This is a genomic window from Aeromonas schubertii, from assembly GCF_000820105.1.
In the GTDB taxonomy this organism is placed as follows: domain Bacteria; phylum Pseudomonadota; class Gammaproteobacteria; order Enterobacterales; family Aeromonadaceae; genus Aeromonas; species Aeromonas schubertii.
Map to the genome: position 1 here is coordinate 1 of NZ_CDDB01000069.1, position 21,531 is coordinate 21,531.

20 protein-coding genes and 1 riboswitch are annotated in these 21,531 nt (G+C 62.7%); of the genes, 8 read left to right on the forward strand and 12 right to left on the reverse strand.

What is annotated here, in order from left to right; all coding sequences use genetic code 11:
• The coding region (locus BN1133_RS14285; protein WP_157432348.1) for an ATP-binding cassette domain-containing protein at nucleotides 1-1,792 on the forward strand (1,792 nt) is incomplete at its 5' end.
• On the opposite strand, the gene BN1133_RS14290 is transcribed toward BN1133_RS14285, so the two are convergent.
• The 5 genes from BN1133_RS14290 to trmB form a co-directional block, all read right to left on the reverse strand.
• Nucleotides 1,789-3,396 (reverse strand): methyl-accepting chemotaxis protein, encoded by a 1,608-nt coding sequence (locus BN1133_RS14290; protein WP_082178016.1) that lies wholly within the window; start codon nucleotides 3,394-3,396, stop codon nucleotides 1,789-1,791. The two genes, BN1133_RS14285 and BN1133_RS14290, sit on opposite strands and share 4 nt — an antisense overlap.
• 183 nt (nucleotides 3,397-3,579) lie before the next feature.
• Nucleotides 3,580-4,878 (reverse strand): rhodanese-like domain-containing protein, encoded by a 1,299-nt coding sequence (locus BN1133_RS14295; RefSeq protein WP_050667192.1) that lies wholly within the window; start codon nucleotides 4,876-4,878, stop codon nucleotides 3,580-3,582.
• A gap of 28 nt (nucleotides 4,879-4,906) precedes the next feature.
• Nucleotides 4,907-5,821 (reverse strand): glutaminase B, encoded by a 915-nt coding sequence (gene glsB, locus BN1133_RS14300; protein ID WP_050667169.1) that lies wholly within the window; start codon nucleotides 5,819-5,821, stop codon nucleotides 4,907-4,909.
• Between the two features lie 65 nt (nucleotides 5,822-5,886).
• A complete protein-coding gene (locus BN1133_RS14305) occupies nucleotides 5,887-6,219 on the reverse strand; it encodes a YggL family protein (RefSeq protein ID WP_050667170.1) in 333 nt (110 codons plus the stop codon).
• A 17-nt stretch (nucleotides 6,220-6,236) separates the two neighbouring features.
• Entirely contained in the window at nucleotides 6,237-6,950 is a 714-nt protein-coding gene (gene trmB, locus BN1133_RS14310; protein WP_050667171.1) for a tRNA (guanosine(46)-N7)-methyltransferase TrmB, read from the reverse strand.
• A 347-nt stretch (nucleotides 6,951-7,297) separates the two neighbouring features.
• Between trmB and BN1133_RS14315 the strand changes: the two genes are divergently transcribed.
• The gene (locus BN1133_RS14315; protein ID WP_050667172.1) at nucleotides 7,298-8,365 is read left to right on the forward strand and encodes a M28 family metallopeptidase; all 1,068 of its coding nucleotides are present in this window, start codon (nucleotides 7,298-7,300) and stop codon (nucleotides 8,363-8,365) included.
• Nucleotides 8,366-8,535: 170 nt separating this feature from the next.
• Nucleotides 8,536-9,717, forward strand: coding sequence for an aminotransferase-like domain-containing protein (locus BN1133_RS14320; RefSeq protein ID WP_050667173.1), 1,182 nt, complete (start codon nucleotides 8,536-8,538; stop codon nucleotides 9,715-9,717).
• Between the two features lie 77 nt (nucleotides 9,718-9,794).
• Here BN1133_RS14320 and ilvN read toward each other — a convergent pair whose 3' ends face one another.
• The 6 genes from ilvN to BN1133_RS14345 all read right to left on the reverse strand — a co-directional run bounded on the left by ilvN (nucleotide 9,795) and on the right by BN1133_RS14345 (nucleotide 15,001).
• Complete coding sequence (ilvN, locus tag BN1133_RS14325; RefSeq protein WP_050667174.1) at nucleotides 9,795-10,289, reverse strand: acetolactate synthase small subunit; 495 nt, start codon at nucleotides 10,287-10,289, stop codon at nucleotides 9,795-9,797.
• A gap of 91 nt (nucleotides 10,290-10,380) precedes the next feature.
• Nucleotides 10,381-12,099: an acetolactate synthase 3 large subunit gene (locus BN1133_RS14330; RefSeq protein WP_050667175.1), complete on the reverse strand. Its 1,719-nt coding sequence runs from the start codon at nucleotides 12,097-12,099 to the stop codon at nucleotides 10,381-10,383.
• A 360-nt stretch (nucleotides 12,100-12,459) separates the two neighbouring features.
• The gene (locus BN1133_RS20155; protein WP_136614369.1) at nucleotides 12,460-12,621 is read right to left on the reverse strand and encodes a hypothetical protein; all 162 of its coding nucleotides are present in this window, start codon (nucleotides 12,619-12,621) and stop codon (nucleotides 12,460-12,462) included.
• Nucleotides 12,622-12,663: 42 nt separating this feature from the next.
• Nucleotides 12,664-13,770, reverse strand: coding sequence for an MJ1255/VC2487 family glycosyltransferase (locus BN1133_RS14335; RefSeq protein WP_050667193.1), 1,107 nt, complete (start codon nucleotides 13,768-13,770; stop codon nucleotides 12,664-12,666).
• Nucleotides 13,770-14,270, reverse strand: a complete 501-nt coding sequence (locus tag BN1133_RS14340) for a phosphatase PAP2 family protein (protein ID WP_050667176.1) — start codon at nucleotides 14,268-14,270, stop codon at nucleotides 13,770-13,772. The genes BN1133_RS14335 and BN1133_RS14340 overlap by 1 nt, the downstream gene beginning before the upstream one ends.
• A 104-nt stretch (nucleotides 14,271-14,374) precedes the next feature.
• Complete coding sequence (locus BN1133_RS14345) at nucleotides 14,375-15,001, reverse strand: TetR/AcrR family transcriptional regulator (RefSeq protein ID WP_050667177.1); 627 nt, start codon at nucleotides 14,999-15,001, stop codon at nucleotides 14,375-14,377.
• Between the two features lie 408 nt (nucleotides 15,002-15,409).
• Between BN1133_RS14345 and leuA the strand changes: the two genes are divergently transcribed.
• From leuA to BN1133_RS14370, 5 genes are read left to right on the forward strand one after another with little or no spacing between them, the layout of a single operon-like run.
• Complete coding sequence (leuA, locus tag BN1133_RS14350; RefSeq protein ID WP_050667178.1) at nucleotides 15,410-16,972, forward strand: 2-isopropylmalate synthase; 1,563 nt, start codon at nucleotides 15,410-15,412, stop codon at nucleotides 16,970-16,972.
• A gap of 2 nt (nucleotides 16,973-16,974) precedes the next feature.
• Complete coding sequence (gene leuB, locus BN1133_RS14355) at nucleotides 16,975-18,060, forward strand: 3-isopropylmalate dehydrogenase (protein ID WP_050667179.1); 1,086 nt, start codon at nucleotides 16,975-16,977, stop codon at nucleotides 18,058-18,060.
• Between the two features lie 30 nt (nucleotides 18,061-18,090).
• A complete protein-coding gene (gene leuC, locus BN1133_RS14360; protein WP_050667180.1) occupies nucleotides 18,091-19,488 on the forward strand; it encodes a 3-isopropylmalate dehydratase large subunit in 1,398 nt (465 codons plus the stop codon).
• A gap of 10 nt (nucleotides 19,489-19,498) precedes the next feature.
• Nucleotides 19,499-20,098, forward strand: coding sequence for a 3-isopropylmalate dehydratase small subunit (leuD, locus tag BN1133_RS14365; RefSeq protein WP_050667181.1), 600 nt, complete (start codon nucleotides 19,499-19,501; stop codon nucleotides 20,096-20,098).
• Nucleotides 20,099-20,152: 54 nt separating this feature from the next.
• Nucleotides 20,153-21,082, forward strand: a complete 930-nt coding sequence (locus BN1133_RS14370) for a transglutaminase domain-containing protein (RefSeq protein ID WP_153006800.1) — start codon at nucleotides 20,153-20,155, stop codon at nucleotides 21,080-21,082.
• Here the strand turns inward: BN1133_RS14370 and BN1133_RS14375 are convergent.
• Nucleotides 21,046-21,336, reverse strand: a complete 291-nt coding sequence (locus tag BN1133_RS14375; protein WP_050667183.1) for a PilZ domain-containing protein — start codon at nucleotides 21,334-21,336, stop codon at nucleotides 21,046-21,048. The genes BN1133_RS14370 and BN1133_RS14375 overlap by 37 nt on opposite strands.
• Nucleotides 21,337-21,392: 56 nt before the next feature.
• Nucleotides 21,393-21,483, forward strand: a riboswitch (TPP riboswitch).
• Nucleotides 21,484-21,531 lie beyond the last annotated feature (48 nt).

Consider the following 21,531-nt stretch of genomic DNA (forward strand, 5'->3'; position numbering starts at 1 on the left):
GGTGGATGAGCTGCCCCTGCCCCCCTCCCTCCCCCCGACGGCCCGTGCCGACGAAGCAGAGCAATTCAGTGACGAGACGGTGGCCCAGGGGGGCGTCGACTGGGGGCTGCTCGGCTTCTTGTGGCGCCAGGTGGCGGCACCGGCCATGGTGCTCGGGGTGGTGCTACTCACCGTGCTGCAGGAGGGGCTGCGTATCGGCTCGGACCTCTGGCTCGGCAGCCAGGGGGCACGTGACGCCGCTCCCCTGCTGACCGGCTATGCCCTGCTCGGTGGCGGAGCCCTGCTGGCCCTGGCCCTGGGCCGGGTACTCGACTACCGGCTCGCGCTGCGGCTCGCCTGGCGCCTCTTTCAGGGCATGTTGGGGAGGATCTCGCGTGCCCCCATGGCCTTCTTCGACAAGGTGCCCCAGGGGCGCATCCTCAACCGCTTCGACCACGATCTCGGGGAGGCCCAGGAGGCCCTCATCTCCATGATGACGGCCCTGCTCGCCATGGGAGTGACCATAGTGCTGCAGATGGGGGTGATCGGCAGCCAGATGCCCCCGCTGCTGCCCCTGTTCGCCCTGCTGGCTCTGGCGCTCTACCGGCTACAGCGTGGCTATCGCCGGGTTCAGCTCAAGCTGCGCCGCTACTCGTCGGTGCTACGCTCCCCCCTCTATGTGGCCATCGGTGAAACCATTCGTGGTGCCCCCTCCCTGCGCCTGGCGGGGGCCGAGCGCTTCGCCCTGGACCAGGTACTGACCCACTTCGACCGTAACCTGCAGAGCTGGTACACCACCACCTCCATCAACCGCTGGCTCGGCATCCATCAAACCCTGGTCTCGGCCAGCCTGGTGGGTAGCGTGGCGCTGCTGGTCGCCTTCGGTGCCAGCCCCCTCATCGGTGGCCTCGCCATCACCTATGCCTTCACCACCTCGAGCATGCTCAATGCCCTGATCCGCACCCTGGCGGAGGTCGAGCAGGTAATGAATGCGGTGGAGCGGGTGCGCGAGTACAGCGAGATAGAGACCGAGCGGGCGGGCGGCGAACGCCTCACCGAACCCCATCCGGTGGTGCGCTTCGAAGGGGTGGGGCTGCGCTACCCCGAGGCGCCCCAATGGGCCCTGCGCGAGGTGAGTTTCACCCTGGGACGCGGGGAGAAAGTGGGCGTGTGCGGGCGCACCGGCGCCGGCAAGAGCTCCCTGCTCGGCCTGCTGCAGGCCATGTACCCGGCCGCCGAGGGAGAGATACTGTTCGCCGGACACCCCTTGTCACGGCTCGACCCTGACGCGGTGCGATCCCTCTTCGACACCGTCTCCCAGACCCCGCTTACCTTCTTCGGCTCCCTGCGCGAAAACCTGGCCCCCCTCGGCGGGCAGGAGGAGGCCACTCTGCTCGCGGCACTGGATCGGGTCGGTCTGGCCGATCGCTGCCTGGGACAGCTGGACCAGCCCCTCGACACCCTGCAACTGTCGGCCGGTGAGACCCAGCTGCTGGTGCTGGCGCGTATCCTGCTTTCACGCCGCCCCCTGATCGTGCTCGACGAGGCCACCTCGGATCTCGATCCCCAGGCCATGGCTCGCGCCGCCGAGCTGCTCTACCGCTGGCGCGGCGAGGCAAGCTTCCTGGTGATCGCCCACCACCTGGCCCCCCTGCTGGCCATGGACAGGGTCATCGTCATGGAGGCGGGCCGGGTGGTGGAGCAGGGCTCGCCGGTGGCCCTGCTGGCCAACCCGAGCTCACGCTTCGCCCGCCTCTTTGCCACCCAGCAAGAGGCGGCCGCCACGGCCCTCTCTCGCGGGCAGGCCTGCTAGCAGTGGAACTGGCCGACCTTGGCCTTGAGCCCGGCGGCCAGATCCTCCAGCTCGCTGCTGCGCCCCATCAGGGTATCGGCCGACGCATTGGTCTCACTGGCAATGTGGGAGATGTTGGAGACATTGCGGGAGATCTCTTCGGCCACCTTGCTCTGCTCTTCGGCCGCCGTGGCGATGTGGGTGTTCATCTCGCTAATGAGATCCACGGCCCCCACTATCTCTTCCAGCGCCGAGCCGCACTGGCGGACCGTCTCAGTGGTCTGATCGACCATGGCCAGCCCCTGCTGCATGCTCTCCGCCGCCTGGCTTGCCCCCTGCTGCAACTTGTCGATGGTCTGGGCAATTTCGCTGGTGGAGTTCTGGGTACGCTGGGCCAGGGTGCGCACCTCATCGGCCACCACCGCAAAGCCACGCCCCTGATCCCCGGCCCGAGCGGCCTCGATGGCGGCGTTGAGAGCCAGCAGGTTGGTCTGCTCGGCGATGCCGCGGATCACATCCATCACGCTACTGATATCGTTGCTGGCGTTGGTGAGCTGGGTAATGAGGTCGGCCGTGCTGCGGATCTGACTTGAGAGGGTCTCGGAGCCCTTGATCGCCTCGCGCACCACACTCTGACCGCGGCGGGCACTCTGATCCGCCCGGGCGGCGGCATCGGCTGCGCTGGTCGAGCTGTGGGCCACCTCGGAGACGGTGGCACTCATCTGATTCATGGCCGTCGCACTCTGTTCGGTCTCGGCCTGCTGGCGATTCATCAGGTTACGGCTCTCTCCCGACAGGGTCGAGAGGGCCCGCGCCGAGTCGGCCAGGGTGCGGGTCATGCCCGAGATCTCCCCTATGGTCAGGCGAAACTGCTGGCTTACCCCGTTGAGCCCCCTGGCCAGAGAGCCCAGCTCATCCTGCCGTACTATGGGGATCTGCTGACTCAGATCCAGATCCCGCTCCATCCTGGAGAGGCCACTGGCCATCAGGGCAAGGGGCTGGCTGACACTGCGCCCGATCCAGAGCCCAACCAACACCAGCGCCACCATGGCGGCCCCTCCCAATACCATCAGCAGACCCAATCTGGCGCTCTTGAGGCCATTGAGAGCGGCCATACTGCGCTCTGCGGAGAGAAGTTGGTACTCCACCAGGTTACTCACCGCCGTGCTGAAGGGATCGACCGTGTTATAGAGGGGCATGATATAGGGGGCCAGCTCTCCCGGCTTGATGCCATCGAGCACAGCCACAATGCGATCGACCTCCCGATCGGCCGGAACCAACAACCGCTCCACCTCATCGGCGAGCCGGTTCTCCTCATCGGACATAGAGGCACTGCGGTAGGTGCGCCAGATGGTTTGCGTCTGGCTGCGGGCATCGAGCATCCCCTGGCGAGCCTCAACGCCGGTCATGCCTCCCACATTGGTCTTGTTGGCCGCGTCTATGATGTTGACGGCGTAGAGATCGGCGATCTGTTTGAGCTCCTTGAGCTGGACCACCTCCCCCTGATACATGGCGTTCATACCATCCATCATTCGGTTGGCCAGGTGAAATGCCCCCATCATCAGGGCAGCCAGTACCAAGAGGGGCAAGATGATCCCCAGCCCCAGTTTCTGCCTTATCGACATGATGCGCTCCTTGCGACAACCCGGTTTCGAGAGGAGCACTCTGCATATCACACGCCACACCGTTAACACTGCCACTCGAAGCGAGTTCGATAGCCAATCGGTGCATTCTGCATCGCAGAATGAGGAGACCCTGTTGAGAAAGACGCAAAAAAAGAGGCCGAACATGGGTTCGGCCTCTGTCTCTCACCCCGGTTGACGCTCACCGGTCACGACGGGGTTTTTGGGGTCAGCGCTCCATTCGTACCAGCCCCCGTCATAGACGCTGATGCGTCGCCAGTCCATCAGCCAGGCGTAGAAGAAGGCCTCGGAGGCACGCCAGCCGGTACCGCAGTAGAAGGCCGCCTGCTTGTCGGCCGTGATCCCCCACTGCTGCCACATGGCCAGGATCTGGCTGGCATCCTTCATGGTGCCATCCGGGTTGTGGTAGTCGCTCATGTCGTTGGCATCGGCTCCCGCATGACCCCACTTGGCACCGGGGATCTCTCCCTTGGGCTCGATATAGCTGTAACCCGAGGTCTCACCGATAAACTCGGGCCAGCTGCGCACACTGACCAGAGCCCCATCCTTGGCAGCCAGCACCTGCTTGGCGCCGGGTACGTCGGTCAGGTACTCGGGATGCAGGGGGATCTTGACCCCGAACGCCTTGGCCGCCGGATAATCGTGGGGCAGGCCGGTCTCGGTCGGCAGCATCCGCATATATTGGTTGGTCCAGGCGTTAAAACCGCCGTCGAGCAGACGAACATCCTTGACCCCGGCATAGAGCATCAGATGCGCCGCACGGGCTGCCGCCATGGTATTGCGGCTGTAGAGGATGACGGTGGTGTCGTGACGGATTCCCTTCTCCAGCAGCAGCTTCTCGAGCTTGTCGTCAGAGACCTTGTTCCACAGTGGCTCGGCCTCGAGACCGTTGGTATCGATGTAACCTGCACCGGGAATATGGCCGATGAGGAATGCCTTGGGGGCACCCCAGTCCACCTCAAACAGGCGCCACTCCCCCTTGGGAGCGGCAACCACCTTTTCGCCCTTGCGCAGCGCCTCCAGCCACTGGGGATACACCAGCTGCCGCCAGCGCGGCAGGCGCTCGAGGGGTGCCTTCTGCCAGTCGCTCAGCTCATAGAGCTGGGTGAAGCCGTGCTGCTTCTCCAGCATCATGGCGATCTCGGCCACCTGACGCTTGTCGCCGTAGAGGGCGACCGGCTTGTTCTTGTCGAGCCCCTTCTCGGCCAGGAGACGGGGCCACTGATCCTCGGGGATCTTCCAGTCACCGGAGAGGTTGACGGCCCCCTTCACATGGCCCCCCACCTGCTCACCCGCTGCCGGCCAGCCCTGATAGAGGTTGCTGGGACGCACATCTATGATGCCCGCGCCCCTGGTGTGTGCCTCTTGATAGCTCAGGGTGAGCAGCTCACCGGCCAGGGCTCCTGCACTCCAGGCCAGGCCGGCGCAGAGCAGGGTTGTCAGACGAACCAGGTTTATCTTCATCATGCAGTTTCCGTTGAATGACGTTAAATCAGAAAATCGAGCGCCCCAGCCGTTCGGCCAAGCACTCCAGTGCCGCCGTTCCCGCCAGGGAGTTGCCCGCCTTGTTAAGCTCGGGAGACCAGACACAGACCGACAGCTCACCCGGGATCACGGCGACGATACCACCACCGACCCCCGATTTGCCCGGCATCCCCACCCGGTAGGCAAAATCCCCCGCCTCGTCATAGAGGCCGCAGGTCGCCAGCAGGGCATTGACCTGCTTGGTGGTTCGCGGAGCCAGCAGAGCCTGGCCATCGAGGGGGGTTCCCCGATTGGCCAGATAGACGAAGGCGCGAGCAAGATCGACACAGCTCATGCGGATCGCACAGGCATTGAAGTAGCTCTGCAGCACCTTGTCCACCTCATTGTGGAAGTTGCCATAGGCCTTCATCAGATAGGCAATGGCCGAATTGCGGGCCGAGTGCTGATACTCGGAACGGGAGACCACCGCATCGGCAATGATGGCGGGGTTACCAGCCAGCCGGCGGGCCAGCTCCAGGGTGCGTTGACGCGGCGCCGTGAGACGGGTCTCGAGCAGATCGCTCACCACCAGAGCCCCGGCGTTGATAAAGGGGTTGCGGGGAATACCCTGCTCGAACTCGAGCTGGACCAGGGAGTTGAACGGCTGTCCCGAAGGCTCCTTGCCGACCCGGCTCCAGATCTCCTCCTCCTCATAGAGGGTGAGGGCCAGCGTGAGGCTCAACACCTTGGAGATACTCTGAATAGAGAAGGGCTCAGCGGCATCCCCGGCGGTGTAGAGGGTGCCGTCCACGGTACAGACAGCGATACCGAGGCGATCGGCCGGCACCTGGGCCAGGGCCGGAATATAGTCGGCCACCTTGCCCTCACCGAGCAGGGGTCGCACCTCACTCAATATCGAGTCGAGCAGGGCATCTGAAAGCATGGAATCTCCCTTTCTTGCCAGACAAAAATCCCGCCGATGGCGGGATTTTTCAGGGCGATAGCGGCTTAGGCCGGTTCGCCATACCAGAGGTCGAACAGGGAAGAGGCGGCGACTTGCTCCATCCCCTTGCCCTTGAGCCAGCCCTCGACGAGCTGACGATCTTCATCGGTACACTTGCCGATGGCCTGGGTGCAGATCATCCCCTCCCAGGAGAGGTGGCCGGAGCCCGCGAAGGCCAGCTTGCGCGGCTCGATCACCTCGTCGATGAAGGCGTCGACCAGGGCATCGATCTGCGCCTCGGACGTGCCGACCGGGAAGGCCCAGTTGAGGTCAAAGCCCAGCTCCTGGAACTCGTCTACCCGCAGTTTCTTGCGCAGACGACGGCTACGATTGGCCATGAGAGATCTCCTGCTAGTTAGTTGATACGTTTGAAAATCAGATCCCAGACACCGTGGCCAAGGCGATGGCCGCGCTGCTCGAACTTGGTCAGCGGGCGCCACTCGGGACGCTCCACCCAGTTACCGGTGGTGGAGGTGTTCTCATACCCCTCGGCGGCGCTCATCACCTCGAGCATGTGCTCGGCATAGTTCTCCCAGTCGGTGGCCATGTGGAAGACGCCACCGACGGCGATCTTCTGGCGGATCTTCTGGGCAAACTCCGGCTGTACGATACGGCGCTTGTGGTGACGCTTCTTGTGCCAGGGATCCGGGAAGAAGAGTTGCAGGCAGGCGAGAGAGGCATCCGGGATCATCAGGTCCAGCACCTCGATGGCGTCGTGGCAGAAGACACGCAGGTTGGTGACACCCGCCTCTTCGGCGGCGCTCAGACAGGCGCCAACTCCCGGGGTGTGTACCTCGATGCCGATGAAGTTCTTCTCAGGGGCATGCTTGGCCATCTCGACCAGGGAGGCGCCCATGCCGAAGCCGATCTCCAGTACCACAGGAGCCTCGCGGCCGAAGAGGGAGGTCAGATCCAGCTTGGCCGGGGCGAAGTCGACCCCCATGACGGGCCACAGGTCGGCCAGGGCCTTCTCCTGACCCTTGGTCAGGCGGCCTTCACGACGGACGAAGCTGCGCACCTTGCGCATGAACTTGCCGTCTTCGTTGAATTCGTCTTGGGTTACTGACATAGGGGAACTCTTCGCTTTGGATTAACACAGTCAAACAGGGTAGCGAATTATCCCAAGAAAGCCCGGGAGTGCAACTGTTTCGCACACTTTCTCTGCGTAAATAGCCCCCCTCTGTTCCCCCCTGCATATTCTCCCACCAGAACAGCCCCATGCCGGTGCAAGCCCCGCGACACCCCACATAAAAAGACTCAACAAACAAAAATATTGAATATTAATTCATACAAGAGTTACTCTCGGCAGGCTGAAAATATGAAAACAGCGGTCAGATCACACACATATGACTGATTATTGGGCAATGTGTCGATGTTTTACCCAGTACTCCTCAATAATAAAGAAAGGAAGCGAAAATGAATAAGACCGTGCTAGCCCTGCTGCTCTCTACCCTGTTGCCGGGATGCAATGAATCCGCCAATGACTCCCAACCCCCCGCTCCCGGCGTCAAGGCCTATGACTACCTGATCGAGTTGAGCTCCGGCACCCAGGGGATCGGTGCCCGGCCGACCGGTAGCACCGCCGAGACCCGGGCCGCCAACTGGCTCGCCGACAAGTTGATCGGCTGGGGCTATGATGTGACCCGTCAGCCCTTCACCTACCAGAAGAAAGGGGTCGAGATGCGTTCGGAAAACCTCTCGGTGGTGATCCCGGGCAAGAGCGATCGGATCATCGTCGTCGGTGCTCACTACGACAGCACGGGAGAGACGAAGGGATCGGAGGGGGCGACCGACAACGGTGCCGGCGTCACCGCCCTGCTGGCCACTGCCGAAGCACTCAAGGGACAGACCCTCCCCTACACGGTGCGCATTCTCTTCTTCGGAGCCGAAGAGAATGGCCTCAACGGCTCCAAGGCCTATGTGGCCACCCTGACCAACGACGAGGTGAGCCGGATCAAGGCCATGGTCAACTACGACACCATCGCCGGCGGCGATATCCTCTACGTCCACTCCGCCCACTCCGACGTGGCCGAATACGAGTGCGCCGATCCGGGCCGCTACAGCTTCGATCCCAAGGTGCGCGATCGCCTGCTGGCCCTCTCCGCGACCGGTGGCATGGATGCCTACCAGCTGCACCCGGCCTTCCCCGGCTACCCGCAAGGGGAGACGGGGGGCTGGTCCGATCATGCCGGCTTCGCCTGCCTCGGTATTCCGGTTGCCTATGTGGAGGCCACCAACTTCACCATCAACGGGCATGACGGCTATGACGGCTACTCCCAGACCACCAATCCAGCGCTGTGGGACTGCTACGACCCGGCCACCACAAGCGCCTGCGATCGCAGCGCCGAGACCCAGTGGGGCAAGATATGGCATACCCAGTACGATCGTCTCGACAAGATGGATGAGCTGTTCCCCGGCCGGGTGCAGAAGCAGATCGCCGATGGCACAGAGCTGCTGCTGCGCTATCTGAAGGCGCCGGAATAGGGGTGAGAAAAAAGCGACAAATGGCGCCCTCATGGGCATAAAATTCGGGCAGGATTTCTCCTGCCCGTTTTTATTCTCACCGCTTGCCGGTTGCCTCATTTTTTAAATCTGCTACAAACGGATAACCTGGTGGCCAAATGGAGTGGCTGCCCCATGCAGAGAGAGACCCAATGCAACCGTTTTTTGCCCAACGCTTCGAGAAGGTCGAGCCCTCCTTCATCCGCGAGATCCTCAAAGTAGCGACCCGTCCCGAGATCATCTCGTTTGCCGGCGGCCTGCCCAATCCGAACCTGTTTCCGGTCAAGGAGATCGAAGAGGCCTGCCAGGCTGTGCTGCAGGAGCAGGGAGCCGCAGCCCTGCAATATGCCACCACCGAGGGCTATGCCCCCCTGCGCCACTACATCGCCGACCGCTACCTGAGCCGTTATGGCATGCAGGTGGATCCGGACAACATCCTCATCACCAGTGGCTCCCAGCAGGCCTTGGATCTGCTTGGCAAGGTGCTGGTCGATGAGGGACAAGATCTCATCATCGAGGAGCCCGGCTACCTCGGCGCCATCCAGGCCTTCTCGGTCTATCAACCGGTGTTCCGTCCCATCACCCTGGGTGAGGAGGGGCTGGATCTCGCCGCCCTCGACGCCCTGCTGGCGAGCGGTACCTCGGCCCGTATCCTCTATGGGGTGCCCAACTTCCAGAATCCATCCGGGGTGAGCTACAGCCCGGCCAACCGGGTGGCGGTCGCCGAGCGTCTGGTGCGCCACGATCTGCTGATGGTGGAAGACGACCCTTACGGCGAGCTGCGCTTCGAGGGGGAGCTGGTCGATCCCATCGCCAAACTGGCACCGGACAATACCGTGTTGCTGGGCTCCTTCTCCAAGACGGTCGTGCCCGCCTTCCGCCTCGGCTGGATGGTGGTACCAAGCTGGCTGCGCAAGAAGGTGACCATCGCCAAGCAAGCCACCGATCTGCACAGCAATGCCTTCAGCCAACAGGTGTTGCACCGCTTCCTCACCACTCACTCTCTCGATGCACATCTGGAGAAGATCAAGGCCGTCTACGGCCGTCAGCGCGCCGCCATGGAGGCCTCGCTGGCCCGCCACTGTCCGCCCGGCGTACGCTGGACCCGACCCGAGGGAGGCATGTTCCTCTGGCTGACCCTGCCCGAGTCGGTCTGTGCCATGACCCTCTTCGAGCTGGCCATCGAGGAGAAGGTGGCCTTCGTGCCGGGGGCCCCCTTCTACGTGCGTCCCGAGATCAAGAACACCTTGCGTCTGAGCTTCTCCTGCGTCGATGAGGCCACCATCGAAGAGGGAGTACAGCGACTGGCGCGAGCCCTGCGCAAGGTGCTGTAACACCGCATGAAAAGATGCTGTAACACCAGATGAAATAAGAGAGGGGGCCGGTGGCCCCCTCTCGTTTTCAGCCTGTTTCAGGCCCGCAGGGCCTTCTCGGCCCGGGCGATGCCACACACGCCGGAGCGCACCACCTCGACGATCTCGTTGGTCTGGGCCGCCGTCTTGATGAAGGCATCCAGCTTCTCGCTGGTCCCCACCAACTGCACCGTGTAGAGCTCGGGAGTGACATCGACGATCTGGCCACGGAAGATATCCGCCAGACGCTTGAGCTCGTCACGACCCGCCCCGGTGGCGCGCGCCTTGATGAGCGCCAGCTCCCGTTCGATATGCTCCCCTTCGGTGATATCGGAGACCTTGAGCACATCCACCAGCTTGTGCAACTGCTTGTTGATCTGCTCGAGTACCCGCTCGTCGCCCATGGTCACTATGGTCATGCGCGACAGGGTGGGATCCTCGGTCGGCGCCACCGTCAGGGTCTCGATGTTGTAGCCACGCTGGGAGAAGAGGCCTACCACCCGGCTCAGGGCGCCGGACTCGTTCTCCAGCAGTACCGATATGATGTGTCTCATCAGCTCCTCTCCGTCTTGCTTAGCCACATTTCGTCATAGATGGAGCCAAACTTGATCTCCATGGATTCGACCGGAAAAGTGTGCCCCATTGTCAGGTCCTCTCCGTCTTGCTCAGCCACATTTCATCCATGGCGCCAAACTTGATCTGCATGGGGTAGACATGCTCGTCCGGATCGACCGAGATATCCATAAACACCAGGCGATCCTTGAGGGCGAACGCCCGCTCCATGGCCCCCTCCAGCTCGGCCGGATCGCTCACTGCGATGCCCACATGACCATAGGCCTCGGCCAGCTTGACGAAGTCGGGCAGGGATTCCATGTAGGAGTGGCTGTGACGGCCGCCGTAGAACATCTTCTGCCACTGCTTGACCATGCCCAACGCACGGTTGTTGATGGAGATGATCTTGATGGGGATGCCGTATTGCAGGCAGGTCGAGAGCTCCTGAATGTTCATCTGCACCGAGCCATCACCGGTGACGCAGCAGACCACCGCATCCGGGTTGGCGAACTGGGCACCCATGGCGGCCGGAATACCAAAGCCCATGGTGCCGAGGCCACCCGAGTTGATCCACTGGCGCGGCTTGGCAAACGGGTAGTAAAGCGCGGCAAACATCTGGTGTTGACCCACGTCGGAGGCGACGAAGGCCTCACCCCGGGTCACCTTGTAGAGGGTCTCGATTACCTGCTGCGGCTTGATCATGCTCTCGCTACGCTGGTAGCCCAGGCACTTGCGCTCGCGCCACTGATTGATCTGGCTCCACCACTCATCCAGCGCCTGCTTGTCGTTGTCAAAGCCGTTCTCGGCGATGGCCTCGAGCATCTGCTCGAGCACCGTCTCCACCGAGCCGACGATGGGGATGTGTGCCTGCACCGTCTTGGAGATGGAGGTGGGATCGATGTCGATATGAACCACGGTAGCGTGGGGGCAGAACTTGGCCACGTTGTTGGTCACCCGGTCATCGAAGCGCGCCCCGACCGCCAGGATCAGGTCCGAGTGATGCATGCTCTTGTTTGCTTCGAAGGTACCGTGCATGCCGAGCATGCCGATAAACTGCGGGTGGGTACCCGGGAAGGCACCCAGCCCCATCAGAGTGGTGGTCACCGGCAGGTTGAACAGCTCGGCCAGCCTGGTCACCAGACCATCGGCGTTGGCGGCGATAGCCCCGCCCCCCACATACATGACCGGGCGGGTCGCCTCGGCCAGGGCCTTGGCGGCCCGCTTAATCTGTCCCTTGTGCCCCGCCTTGGTGGGGTTGTAGGAACGCATGTAGACCGACTCGGGATACTGGTAGGGGAATTTCTCCTTCGGATTTTGCACATCCTTGGGGAGATCCACCACCACGGGCCCCGGGCGGCCACTGGCAGCGATGAAATAAGCCTTCTTGATGGCCTCGGGGATATCGGTCGCCTTCTTGCACAGGAAGCTGTGCTTCACCACGGGACGGGAGATGCCGATCATGTCGGTCTCCTGAAAAGCATCTTCACCGATCATGCCGGTCGGCACCTGGCCAGAGAGGATCACCAGGGGGATAGAGTCCATGTAGGCGGTGGCAATCCCCGTGATGCAGTTGGTGGCACCGGGACCCGAGGTCACCAGCACGGTCCCCACCTGGCCGGTAGAGCGGGCATAGCCATCGGCCATGTGCACGGCCGCCTGCTCATGGCGTACCAGCACGTGTTCGATCTTGCTGTTTTCGAAGAGAGCGTCGTAGATGTCGAGCACCGAGCCACCGGGGTAGCCAAATATGTGCTCAACCCCCTGATCCTCCAGCGCACGAACCACCATCTGGGCGCCTGATAACATCTCCATGATAAAGCCCTCCAGGCTTTGCTCCGTTTTAGCAATGGATACCGGCCCCTGCGGCTTCCCGGCACGCCCTCATCCCCGGCCAGCAGGGACAAGAGCGAGTGCAGGAGACGGTACTGTCTTCTCGATTCTGTTCACACCCTCGTAAAAGGGTTGAAAAACCAACTTAACCCGCCGCCTGGGCCTTGTCCATGAGTTTATGGTGACGGGGGTAGTCAGATCTGTTGGCGATTGCCACTATTTCAGAGAGCTGGCGGGATAGTTTGCGATGAAACTGCCATTTTAGCGGAGGCTGTCAGCATTTATATCTAACACTGGGGGACTAAATGGAGCGCCCGGCGAAGCCGGGCGCGAGGAAGAGATCTATTTCTGCCGCCCCTGCTCATCGGGCTCGGCCAACCAGATCTGCTGCTCGGGATCGGTCTCTTCGCTGACCGAGATGCTGATCCCCATGTCCAGCAGCTCCTTGAGGGTGAGGTTGTCGGCCAGGGTCATGGACTCGCCGTGTTCATTGGTAAAGCGCATGGTTATCACTCCTTGATTGCCGCCGTGGCTCCTCAAGCTTAGTCAATGGCCACGCTCGGTCGCCAGCCAACCGGCCCCGCTCCCCTCCTTCGCCCCCAGCTCACACAATCGCTCACTCACCTCTTCAGGAAACTGGGTCTGCAACCACAGGCGTCGGGAGAGGCTCTCCAGTGGCTCACTGGCGCCGGCCACCAGCCATTGCGTCAGCGCCTGGGCCACGTTTGGCCAGACGACCCTGCCTGCCCCCTCCTCGTCGAGCCAGCGGCGCAAGGTGTTGGCATCCAGGCTGTCCATCAGGGTGGCCAATCCCATCAGAGCCAGGCTGCGGCCGTTGGTCAGTTGTTCAAACTGCCCCCGCAGGGGTTTGACCAAGAGCTTCTTGCCCAGGGAGAGCGCCTCGCTGGCCAACTCGAAACCGGCGTTGCTGATGACGCCCCGACACCCTCTGAGGGCATTGATGAATCCCTGCCGACAGGGGGGACGAAACTCGATGTTGCGCCACTGACAGGGTGTCTGAACCTCGGGGTGAAAACAGACGAAGCGATGCAGGGTAAAACGGGAGAGCAGCCCCTGGATCTGCGCCACCCCCTCGAAGGGGAGATAAACCAGCAGAGTGCCATTATCCGGCGACGGCTGTAACGCATCTATGATTGGCGGCAGCAGGGGTGCGCCGAAGTGGAACCAGTGTAAACCGATCTGACGCTGCACCGGGGCAAAGTGGCGCATCAGCCAGCGATTGAAGCCATTCTCCCCCCAACGTGGCACCGGCCACTCGAAGCTGGCCTGATGGCTGATCCCGAGAGTGGGGCAACCGGCTCGCCTGGCCGCATGGGCCGTCAGGGGCTCGAAGTCGCTGATCACCAGATCGTAGCCACGGCAGTCGATGGCCGAGAGATCATTCCAAAAACGCATGGGATGGCTGGCGGTCAGCGTTCGCCAGGGGGAGATGCGCCCCTCATGGCTGACGAAGGTCAGCCCGGCAAAGGCGCGGTAGTCACCGAAGGCCTCCATGTCGAAATAGCCTTCGGGCTCTCGCCCACTCAGCAGATAGTCCACCTGGACGCCGGAGCCCGCCAGGGCCCGGGCCAGAGTGCGGGAGCGTGCGATATGGCCGTTCCCCGTTCCCTGTACACCGAAGAGGATACGCATCATGCCCACTCCAGTGCGAGCCGGGCGCATCCGGTGCCAAGCAGGGCGCCGGCCAGCAGATCGCTCGGGTAGTGTACCCCCAGCAGCAGCCGTGAGGCCCCGACCAGCGCCGCCCATAGCAGCAAGGGGAGCAGCAGCACGGGATTGAGGCTCCCCAGCACCACGGCCACCAGAAAAGCGGCGGCAGTGTGGCCCGAAGGAAGGCTGTAACGATCGGAGGGGGTAATAAACACCGGCAGACCGGCCGGGCGCCGGCGCCGGATCAGGTTCTTGAGGAGCAGATAGCAGGGCAGCTCAAGGGCGAAGGCAAGCAGCAGCACCCTCACCCAGTGCCAGTGGCTCTCCATGTCGCTCCACAGCGCCGCGGCCGCTACCAGCGCATAGAGTGGACCATCGCCGGTGCGTGACACCAGCCGGCTGATCCGGGCCTGTACCCGATTGTAGGAGTGAGTGAGACAGAGGCGGCTGACCCGCTCGTCCCAGCGTTGTACCCGATTCATGTCCAGCCCTCCCTGCCGATGATGAGTGCAGCATGGCGAGCGCAGATGACAGTTCGTTGAAGAGGGGGTAACAGAATGATGAAAGGGCCCGCAGGCCCTTTCGCTTAATGAGCGGCGGCGCCGCGTAGCCCCGAGGAGATGAGGCGGCAGTTGTGCTGGGCCAGGCGGGACATGAAGCCCTCATCCATGGTGACCCCAAACACCTTCTCATACATCTCGCGCATCATCAGCGGTTGCCACATCAGGTTCAGGAACGAGAGGCGCAGCAGGGTCGGATCCAGGGTCTGATCCAGTTCACCCTTGGCCTCCATCTGCTCGATGAGCTGATCGAACTGGGGCAGTTGACGACTGATAAGCTGGTTGAGCACAAATTCCCGGCCCGGGCTGCTCTCGGCGGCCAGCGCACTGGTGAGTGTGGTATTGAGCTCCCCCTCCGGCCCCATCACCTGATAGTGGGTAGCCACCAGCTCCTCAAGGGAGCGTTGGCTGCACTCATCCCGCCACACCTGATCGAGCGGCTCGGTCAGCTCACCCAGTACGGCCTGGTAGAGCCCCTCCTTGCTGCCGAAGTAGTAGTGGATCATGGCCAGGTTGGAGCCAGCCAGCTCGGCGATCTCACGGGTAGTCACCTTGCTGTAGGGATTCATGCGAAAGCATTCACGGGCAGCAGACAGCAACTTGTCGCGGATGTCAGAACGTCCGACCGGACGTCCGGGTCTACGTTTTTCCATCGTGGAACCTCGATTTTTCTGGAAAGGGCTGCACCAGTCGTTCCGGTTACGGACGCGCTGAGGGGCAGCAGGAATGGCCGAATAATCGTGGTAATACCGTCGATGGAACAAGAAAATTTGCACTCCTTTACAATCCGATTAAATAAGTTGCCTGGTCCACGCTGAGGGATAGCGGTTGACACGGCGCCCTATTCCCGATATTGCTAAAAGCGTTTTCGACCAAGGATTGAAGCCGTGATGCGTATTGCCACCCCGCTACTACTAATTTCCCTAATCGCGTTCATTCGCGCGGGATCCTTGTAGCCGGGCCGCAGGCATAACCGGAATTTACAAAAACCCGTGCGTCCCGCACGGGTTTTTTTATCGCCGCAGCAGGACGCACACACCACACAGGAAGAGGTAAGCGACATGTCTAATCGGGTCATCATCTTCGACACCACACTGCGTGACGGTGAGCAGGCCCTGGCGGCCAGCCTGACGGTCAAGGAGAAGCTGCAAATCGCCCAAGCCCTGGAGCGTCTCGGCGTCGACGTGATGGAGGTGGGCTTCCCCGTCTCCTCCCCCGGTGACTTCCAGTCGGTGCAGACCATTGCCCGCCACATCAAGAACAGCCGGGTGTGCGCCCTGGCCCGCGCCCTGCCCAAAGACATCGACGCCGCCGGTGAGGCGCTGCGGGTGGCCGAGGCCTTCCGCATCCACACCTTCATCTCCACCTCCTCCATCCATGTGGAGAGCAAGCTCAAGAAACGCTTCGAAGATGTGCTGGAGATGGGCGTCGGCGCCATCAAGCATGCCCTGCGCTACACCGACGACGTGGAGTTCTCCTGCGAAGACGCCGGCCGCACCCCGATTGACAACCTCTGCCGCATGGTCGAGGCCGCCATCAAGGCCGGCGCCCGCACCATCAACATTCCCGACACCGTCGGCTACACGGTACCGACCGAGTTTTCCGGCATCATCCAGACCCTGTTCAACCGGGTGCCCAACATCGACCAGGCCATCATCTCGGTCCACTGCCACGACGATCTGGGCCTCTCGGTGGCCAACTCCATCGGCGCCGTGCAGATGGGGGCCCGTCAGATCGAGTGCACCATCAACGGTATCGGCGAACGCGCCGGCAACTGTTCACTGGAAGAGGTGGCGATGATCCTCAAGACCCGCGCCGACATCCTGGGCCTCGAGACCGGTCTTCGTCACAACGAGATCCATCGCACCAGCATGCTGGTCAGCCAGCTGTGCAACATGCCGGTGCAACCCAACAAGGCGATCGTCGGGGCCAACGCCTTCTCCCACAGCTCCGGCATTCACCAGGACGGCGTGCTCAAGGCGAAAAATACCTATGAAATCATCACCCCCGAGAGCATTGGCCTGACCCAGAACAACCTCAACATGACCTCTCGCTCCGGCCGTCACGTCATCAAACACCGCATGGAGCAGATGGGGTACGACGAGAGCAGCTACAGCCTCGACGATCTCTATGCCAAGTTCCTCACCCTGGCCGACAAGAAGGGGCAGGTGTTCGATTACGACCTGGAGGCGCTCGCCTTCTTCAGCCAGATCCATGAAGAGCCCGAGCACTTCAAGCTGGAGTATCTGGGGGTGCAGAGTGGCAGCTCCGTGCTGGCCACCGCCTCGGTCAAGCTCAAGGTAGGTGACGAGGTCATCAGCGAGGCCGCCACCGGCAACGGCCCGGTCGACGCCGTCTACCAGTGCATCAACCGCATCACCGGCTATGAGATCCGCATCGACAAGTACGCCCTCAAGGCCAAGGGGGAGGGGGAAGATGCCCTCGGCCAGGTCGACATCGTCGCCGAGTACAAGGGGCGTAAATTCCACGGCATGGGCCTGGCTACCGACATCATAGAGTCGTCGGCACACGCCCTGCTTCACGTCATCAACAGCATCTGGCGCGCCGATCAGGTGGCCGAACAGATGGAACGCAACAACAAGATCAAGACGGAGACTGTGTAAACATGACGAGCTATCGGATCGCGGTATTACCGGGGGACGGCATTGGCCCCGAGGTGATGGCCGAAGCCATCAAGGTGCTGGCGAAGGTACAGGCCAAATTTGACTTCAGCCTGGAGTACAGCTGGCACGACGTGGGCGGCATCGCCATCGACAACCACGGCACCCCGTTGCCCCACGGCACCATCGCCGGCTGCGAGGCGGCCGAGGCCGTGCTGTTTGGCTCGGTGGGTGGCCCCAAGTGGGAGCATCTGCCCCCCAACGATCAGCCGGAGCGCGGCGCCCTGTTGCCCCTGCGCGCCCACTTCAAACTCTTCTCCAACCTGCGTCCGGCCCGTCTCTACACCGGCCTCGAGCACTTCTCGCCCCTGCGCGCCGACATCTCGGACCGCGGCTTTGACATCCTCTGCGTGCGCGAGCTGACCGGCGGCATCTACTTCGGTCAGCCCAAGGGCCGCGAGGGAGAAGGCGCCACCGAGAAAGCCTTCGACACCGAGGTTTATCACCGTTTCGAGATCGAGCGTATCGCCCGCCTCGCCTTCAACGCCGCCCGCGGCCGCCGTGGCAAGGTGACCTCCATCGACAAGGCCAACGTGCTGGCCTCCTCCGTGCTGTGGCGCGAGGTGGTCAACCAGGTGGCCAGGGAGTTCCCGGATGTGGCGGTGAGCCACATGTATATCGACAACGCCGCCATGCAGCTCATCAAGGATCCGGCCCAGTTTGACGTACTGCTCTGCTCCAACCTGTTTGGCGACATCCTCTCCGACGAGTGCGCCATGATCACCGGCTCCATGGGGCTGCTCCCCTCCGCCAGCATGAGCGAGTCGGGCTTCGGCCTCTACGAGCCGGCCGGTGGCTCGGCGCCGGACATCGCCGGCAAGGGCATCGCCAACCCTATCGCCCAGATCCTCTCTGCCGCCCTCTTGCTGCGCCACAGCCTGGGGCAGCACGAAGCGGCCGATGCCATCGAGCAGGCGGTCGCCCAGACCCTGGCCGAGGGCTGGTTTACCGGTGATCTGCACAGCGAGGGGGCCCGCCACCCGGTGCAGAGCACGGCCGAGATGGGCAGCCAGATCGCCGCCCGCATCTGAGCGAAGCGCACATAACAAGGACACAGAGCAATGGCCAAAACCCTTTACCAGAAAGTCTTCGACGCCCACGTAGTGCGCGAGGTGGACGGCGAAACCCCCCTCATCTACATCGACCGCCATCTGGTGCACGAGGTAACCAGCCCACAGGCCTTCGACGGTCTGCGCGCCATGAATCGTCGGCTGCGTCGCCCGGATCTGACCTGGGCCACCATGGACCACAACGTCTCCACCACCACCAAGGACATCGCCGCCTCCGGTGAGATGGCACGCATCCAGATGGAGACTCTGGCCACCAACTGCAAGGAGTTCGGGGTTCGCCTCTACGATCTCAACCACCAGTACCAGGGCATAGTCCATGTGATGGGGCCCGAGCTCGGCATCACCCTGCCCGGCACCACCATCGTCTGCGGTGATTCCCACACCGCCACCCACGGCGCCTTCGGGGCCCTGGCCTTTGGCATCGGCACCTCCGAGGTGGAGCACGTGATGGCCACCCAGACCCTGAAGCAGGGGCGCGCCAGGACCATGCGCATCACGGTGCGCGGCAAACTGGCCGAGGGGATCAGCGCCAAGGACGTGGTGCTCGCCATCATAGGCAAAGTCGGCCACGCCGGTGGCACCGGCTATGTGGTGGAGTTCGCCGGTGAGGCCATCGAGGGGCTCACCATGGAAGGGCGCATGACGGTGTGCAACATGGCCATCGAGCTCGGCGCCAAGGCGGGCATGATAGCCCCCGACCAGACCACCATCGACTATATCCGCGGCAAGGTGTTCGCCCCCCAGGGCGAGGCACTGGAGCAGGCCATCGCCGACTGGCAGAACCTCAAGAGCGACGAAGGTGCCCACTTCGATGCCGAGGTAGTACTCGACGCCGCCGACATCGCGCCGCAGGTGACCTGGGGCACCAATCCGGGCCAGGTGATCGACGTCAACACCCCGATCCCTTCCCCCGAGAGCTTTGACGATCTCATCGAGCAGCAGTCCGCCCGCAAGGCGCTCGAATACATGGGGCTGAGCGCCGGTCAGAAGCTCACCGACGTGGCCATCGACAAGGTGTTCATCGGCTCATGCACCAACAGCCGCATCGAGGATCTGCGCGCCGCCGCCGCCATCGCCCAGGGGCGCAGGGTCGCCGCCGGCGTGCAGGCCCTGGTGGTGCCGGGCTCGGAACAGGTGAAGGCCCAGGCCGAGGCCGAGGGGCTCCACAAGATCTTCATCGAAGCCGGTTTCGAGTGGCGTCTGCCGGGATGTTCCATGTGCCTGGCCATGAACAACGACCGCCTGCAACCGGGGGAGCGCTGCGCCTCCACCAGCAACCGCAACTTCGAAGGGCGTCAGGGACGTGCCGGCCGCACCCATCTGGTGAGCCCGGCCATGGCCGCCGCCGCCGCCGTGACCGGTCACTTCACCGATATCCGCACCCTGTAAGGAGAGAGCGATGACAGGATTTACCCAACACACCGGGCTCGCCGCACCGCTCGACAGCGCCAATGTGGATACCGACGCCATCATACCCAAGCAGTTTCTGCAGAAGGTGAATCGCATCGGCTTTGGCAAGCACCTGTTCCACGACTGGCGCTTCCTCGATGATGCCGGGCAGCAGCCCAACCCCGAGTTCGTACTGAACCAGCCCCGTTTTGAGGGTGCCAGCATACTGTTGGCTCGCGAGAACTTCGGCTGCGGCTCGAGCCGTGAGCATGCCCCCTGGGCGCTGGCGGATTATGGCTTCAAGGCGATGATTGCCCCGAGCTTTGCCGATATCTTCTACGGCAACGCCATCAACAACGGCATGGTGCCGGTACGTCTGAAGGAGGAAGAGGTCGACGCCCTGTTCCAGCTGGTCGCCGCCCACCCGGGCCAGACCATCACGGTGGATCTGGAGGCCTGCCAGGTGCGCGCCGGGAATCTCTGCTTTGACTTCGAGATTGACCCCTTCCGCCGCCACTGCCTGCTCAACGGACTGGACAGCATCGGCCTGACCCTGCAGCACGACGACGCCATCAAGGCGTACGAGGCCAGGCAGCCGGCCTGGCTCTGAGAGCGGCCGACACACTAGAATGGGAGCGTTTGCTCCCATTTTTTATGGATGACTATGCGCCTGCTCCCCCTGATCTGCCTCCTGCCCCTGCTGGTGACGGCCAAACAGCTCTCCTTCACCCACCAGGGTGAAGAGGTGCGGGTGCGCTGGGAGCAAGGCAAGGAGGCAAAGAGCCTGAGCTACCAGCTGGCCCCGGGCAAGATCCCCCCTCTCATCGCCTTTCCTCCCGAGCGGTTTCGCCGGGAGATACTGCAAGGGCTGCTGCAGCAGGGGCAGCGCCAGTTTCCCACCGTCGCGTTCCGGCTGGGGCGGGATGGGGAGCTCAACCTGTCGGCCCGCCGTCAGGAGAGCGTCAACCAGGCGATGGAGTGGCTCAACAAGCGCCGCCCCGAACTCGAGCAGGCCTGGCTCAGTCGTTACTACTTTCAGACCTTCACCGATCCGGCCGGTGCCGAGGCGGTCAAGCAGGATCATGTGCGCATCGCCATGGAGAGCCGGGAAGAGCTGGCCCCCCTCGCGAGTCAACTCAAGCAGGAGGGGGGAGACGAGATGGCCGCCAGACGCAAGAGTACCGAGGCGGTGCTCGCCTTCGTCCAGGCCATCCCCTATGCCCTGCTCGACAACAGTGGCGTGCGCGGTGGCCGCGGCTTCTTGAGCCCGCGCCAGGTGTTGCTGCAAAATCGGGGGGACTGTGACAGCAAGGTGACGTTGATGGCGGCCCTGCTCGGACAGATCCATCCAGAGATGAGACAGTTGATGATCTTTACGCCGGATCACGCCCTGCTGGGCCTGGCCCTGCCGGCGAGTGCCGGGGAGCAGAAGCTGGAGTGGGAGGGAGAGAATTATCTCTTGATGGAACCGACGGGCCCGGCCGAGCTGCCCATCGGGCAGTTGGCGCGGACCAGCCAGGTGATGGTAGAGAGCGGGCAGTTTCGTGCCCAGCCGGTTCAGGCGACGGTGAGAAACTCCACCGCCAGTCGATAACCCCCCTCCTCATCCGTGATGCGGATGATACGCGCCTCCGCTGCGAAGGGAGGCAGCAGATTGCTGGAGGTCGCGAGGTTGATCCTGATGGGCTCGTCCGGATTAATCTGATCCGTCTCGATAAAGATCCCCATGCCGTTGGCGCTGAGATCCCGGCAGATGCCGGTCAGGTGTTGCGCCCCCTGATGCAAGGACACTGGCGCATTGATCACCATGCGCTGAAAGGCCCTTCTCTCCCTGCTCGAATCGATCACGCTCACTCCTCCATTTGTTCTGGCTCACCCCATCAAACGTTAATACAATGTGCCGCGTCGCTCAAACGGGGTGCAGTCACCTGCTGAGATTATACCCGTCGACCTGATCCAGATAATGCTGGCGGAGGAATTTGAGGCACGGCGCTCACTTTGCGCCCCCATCCGTCGGCTCCTGACAAGGAGTTTCCCCATGAT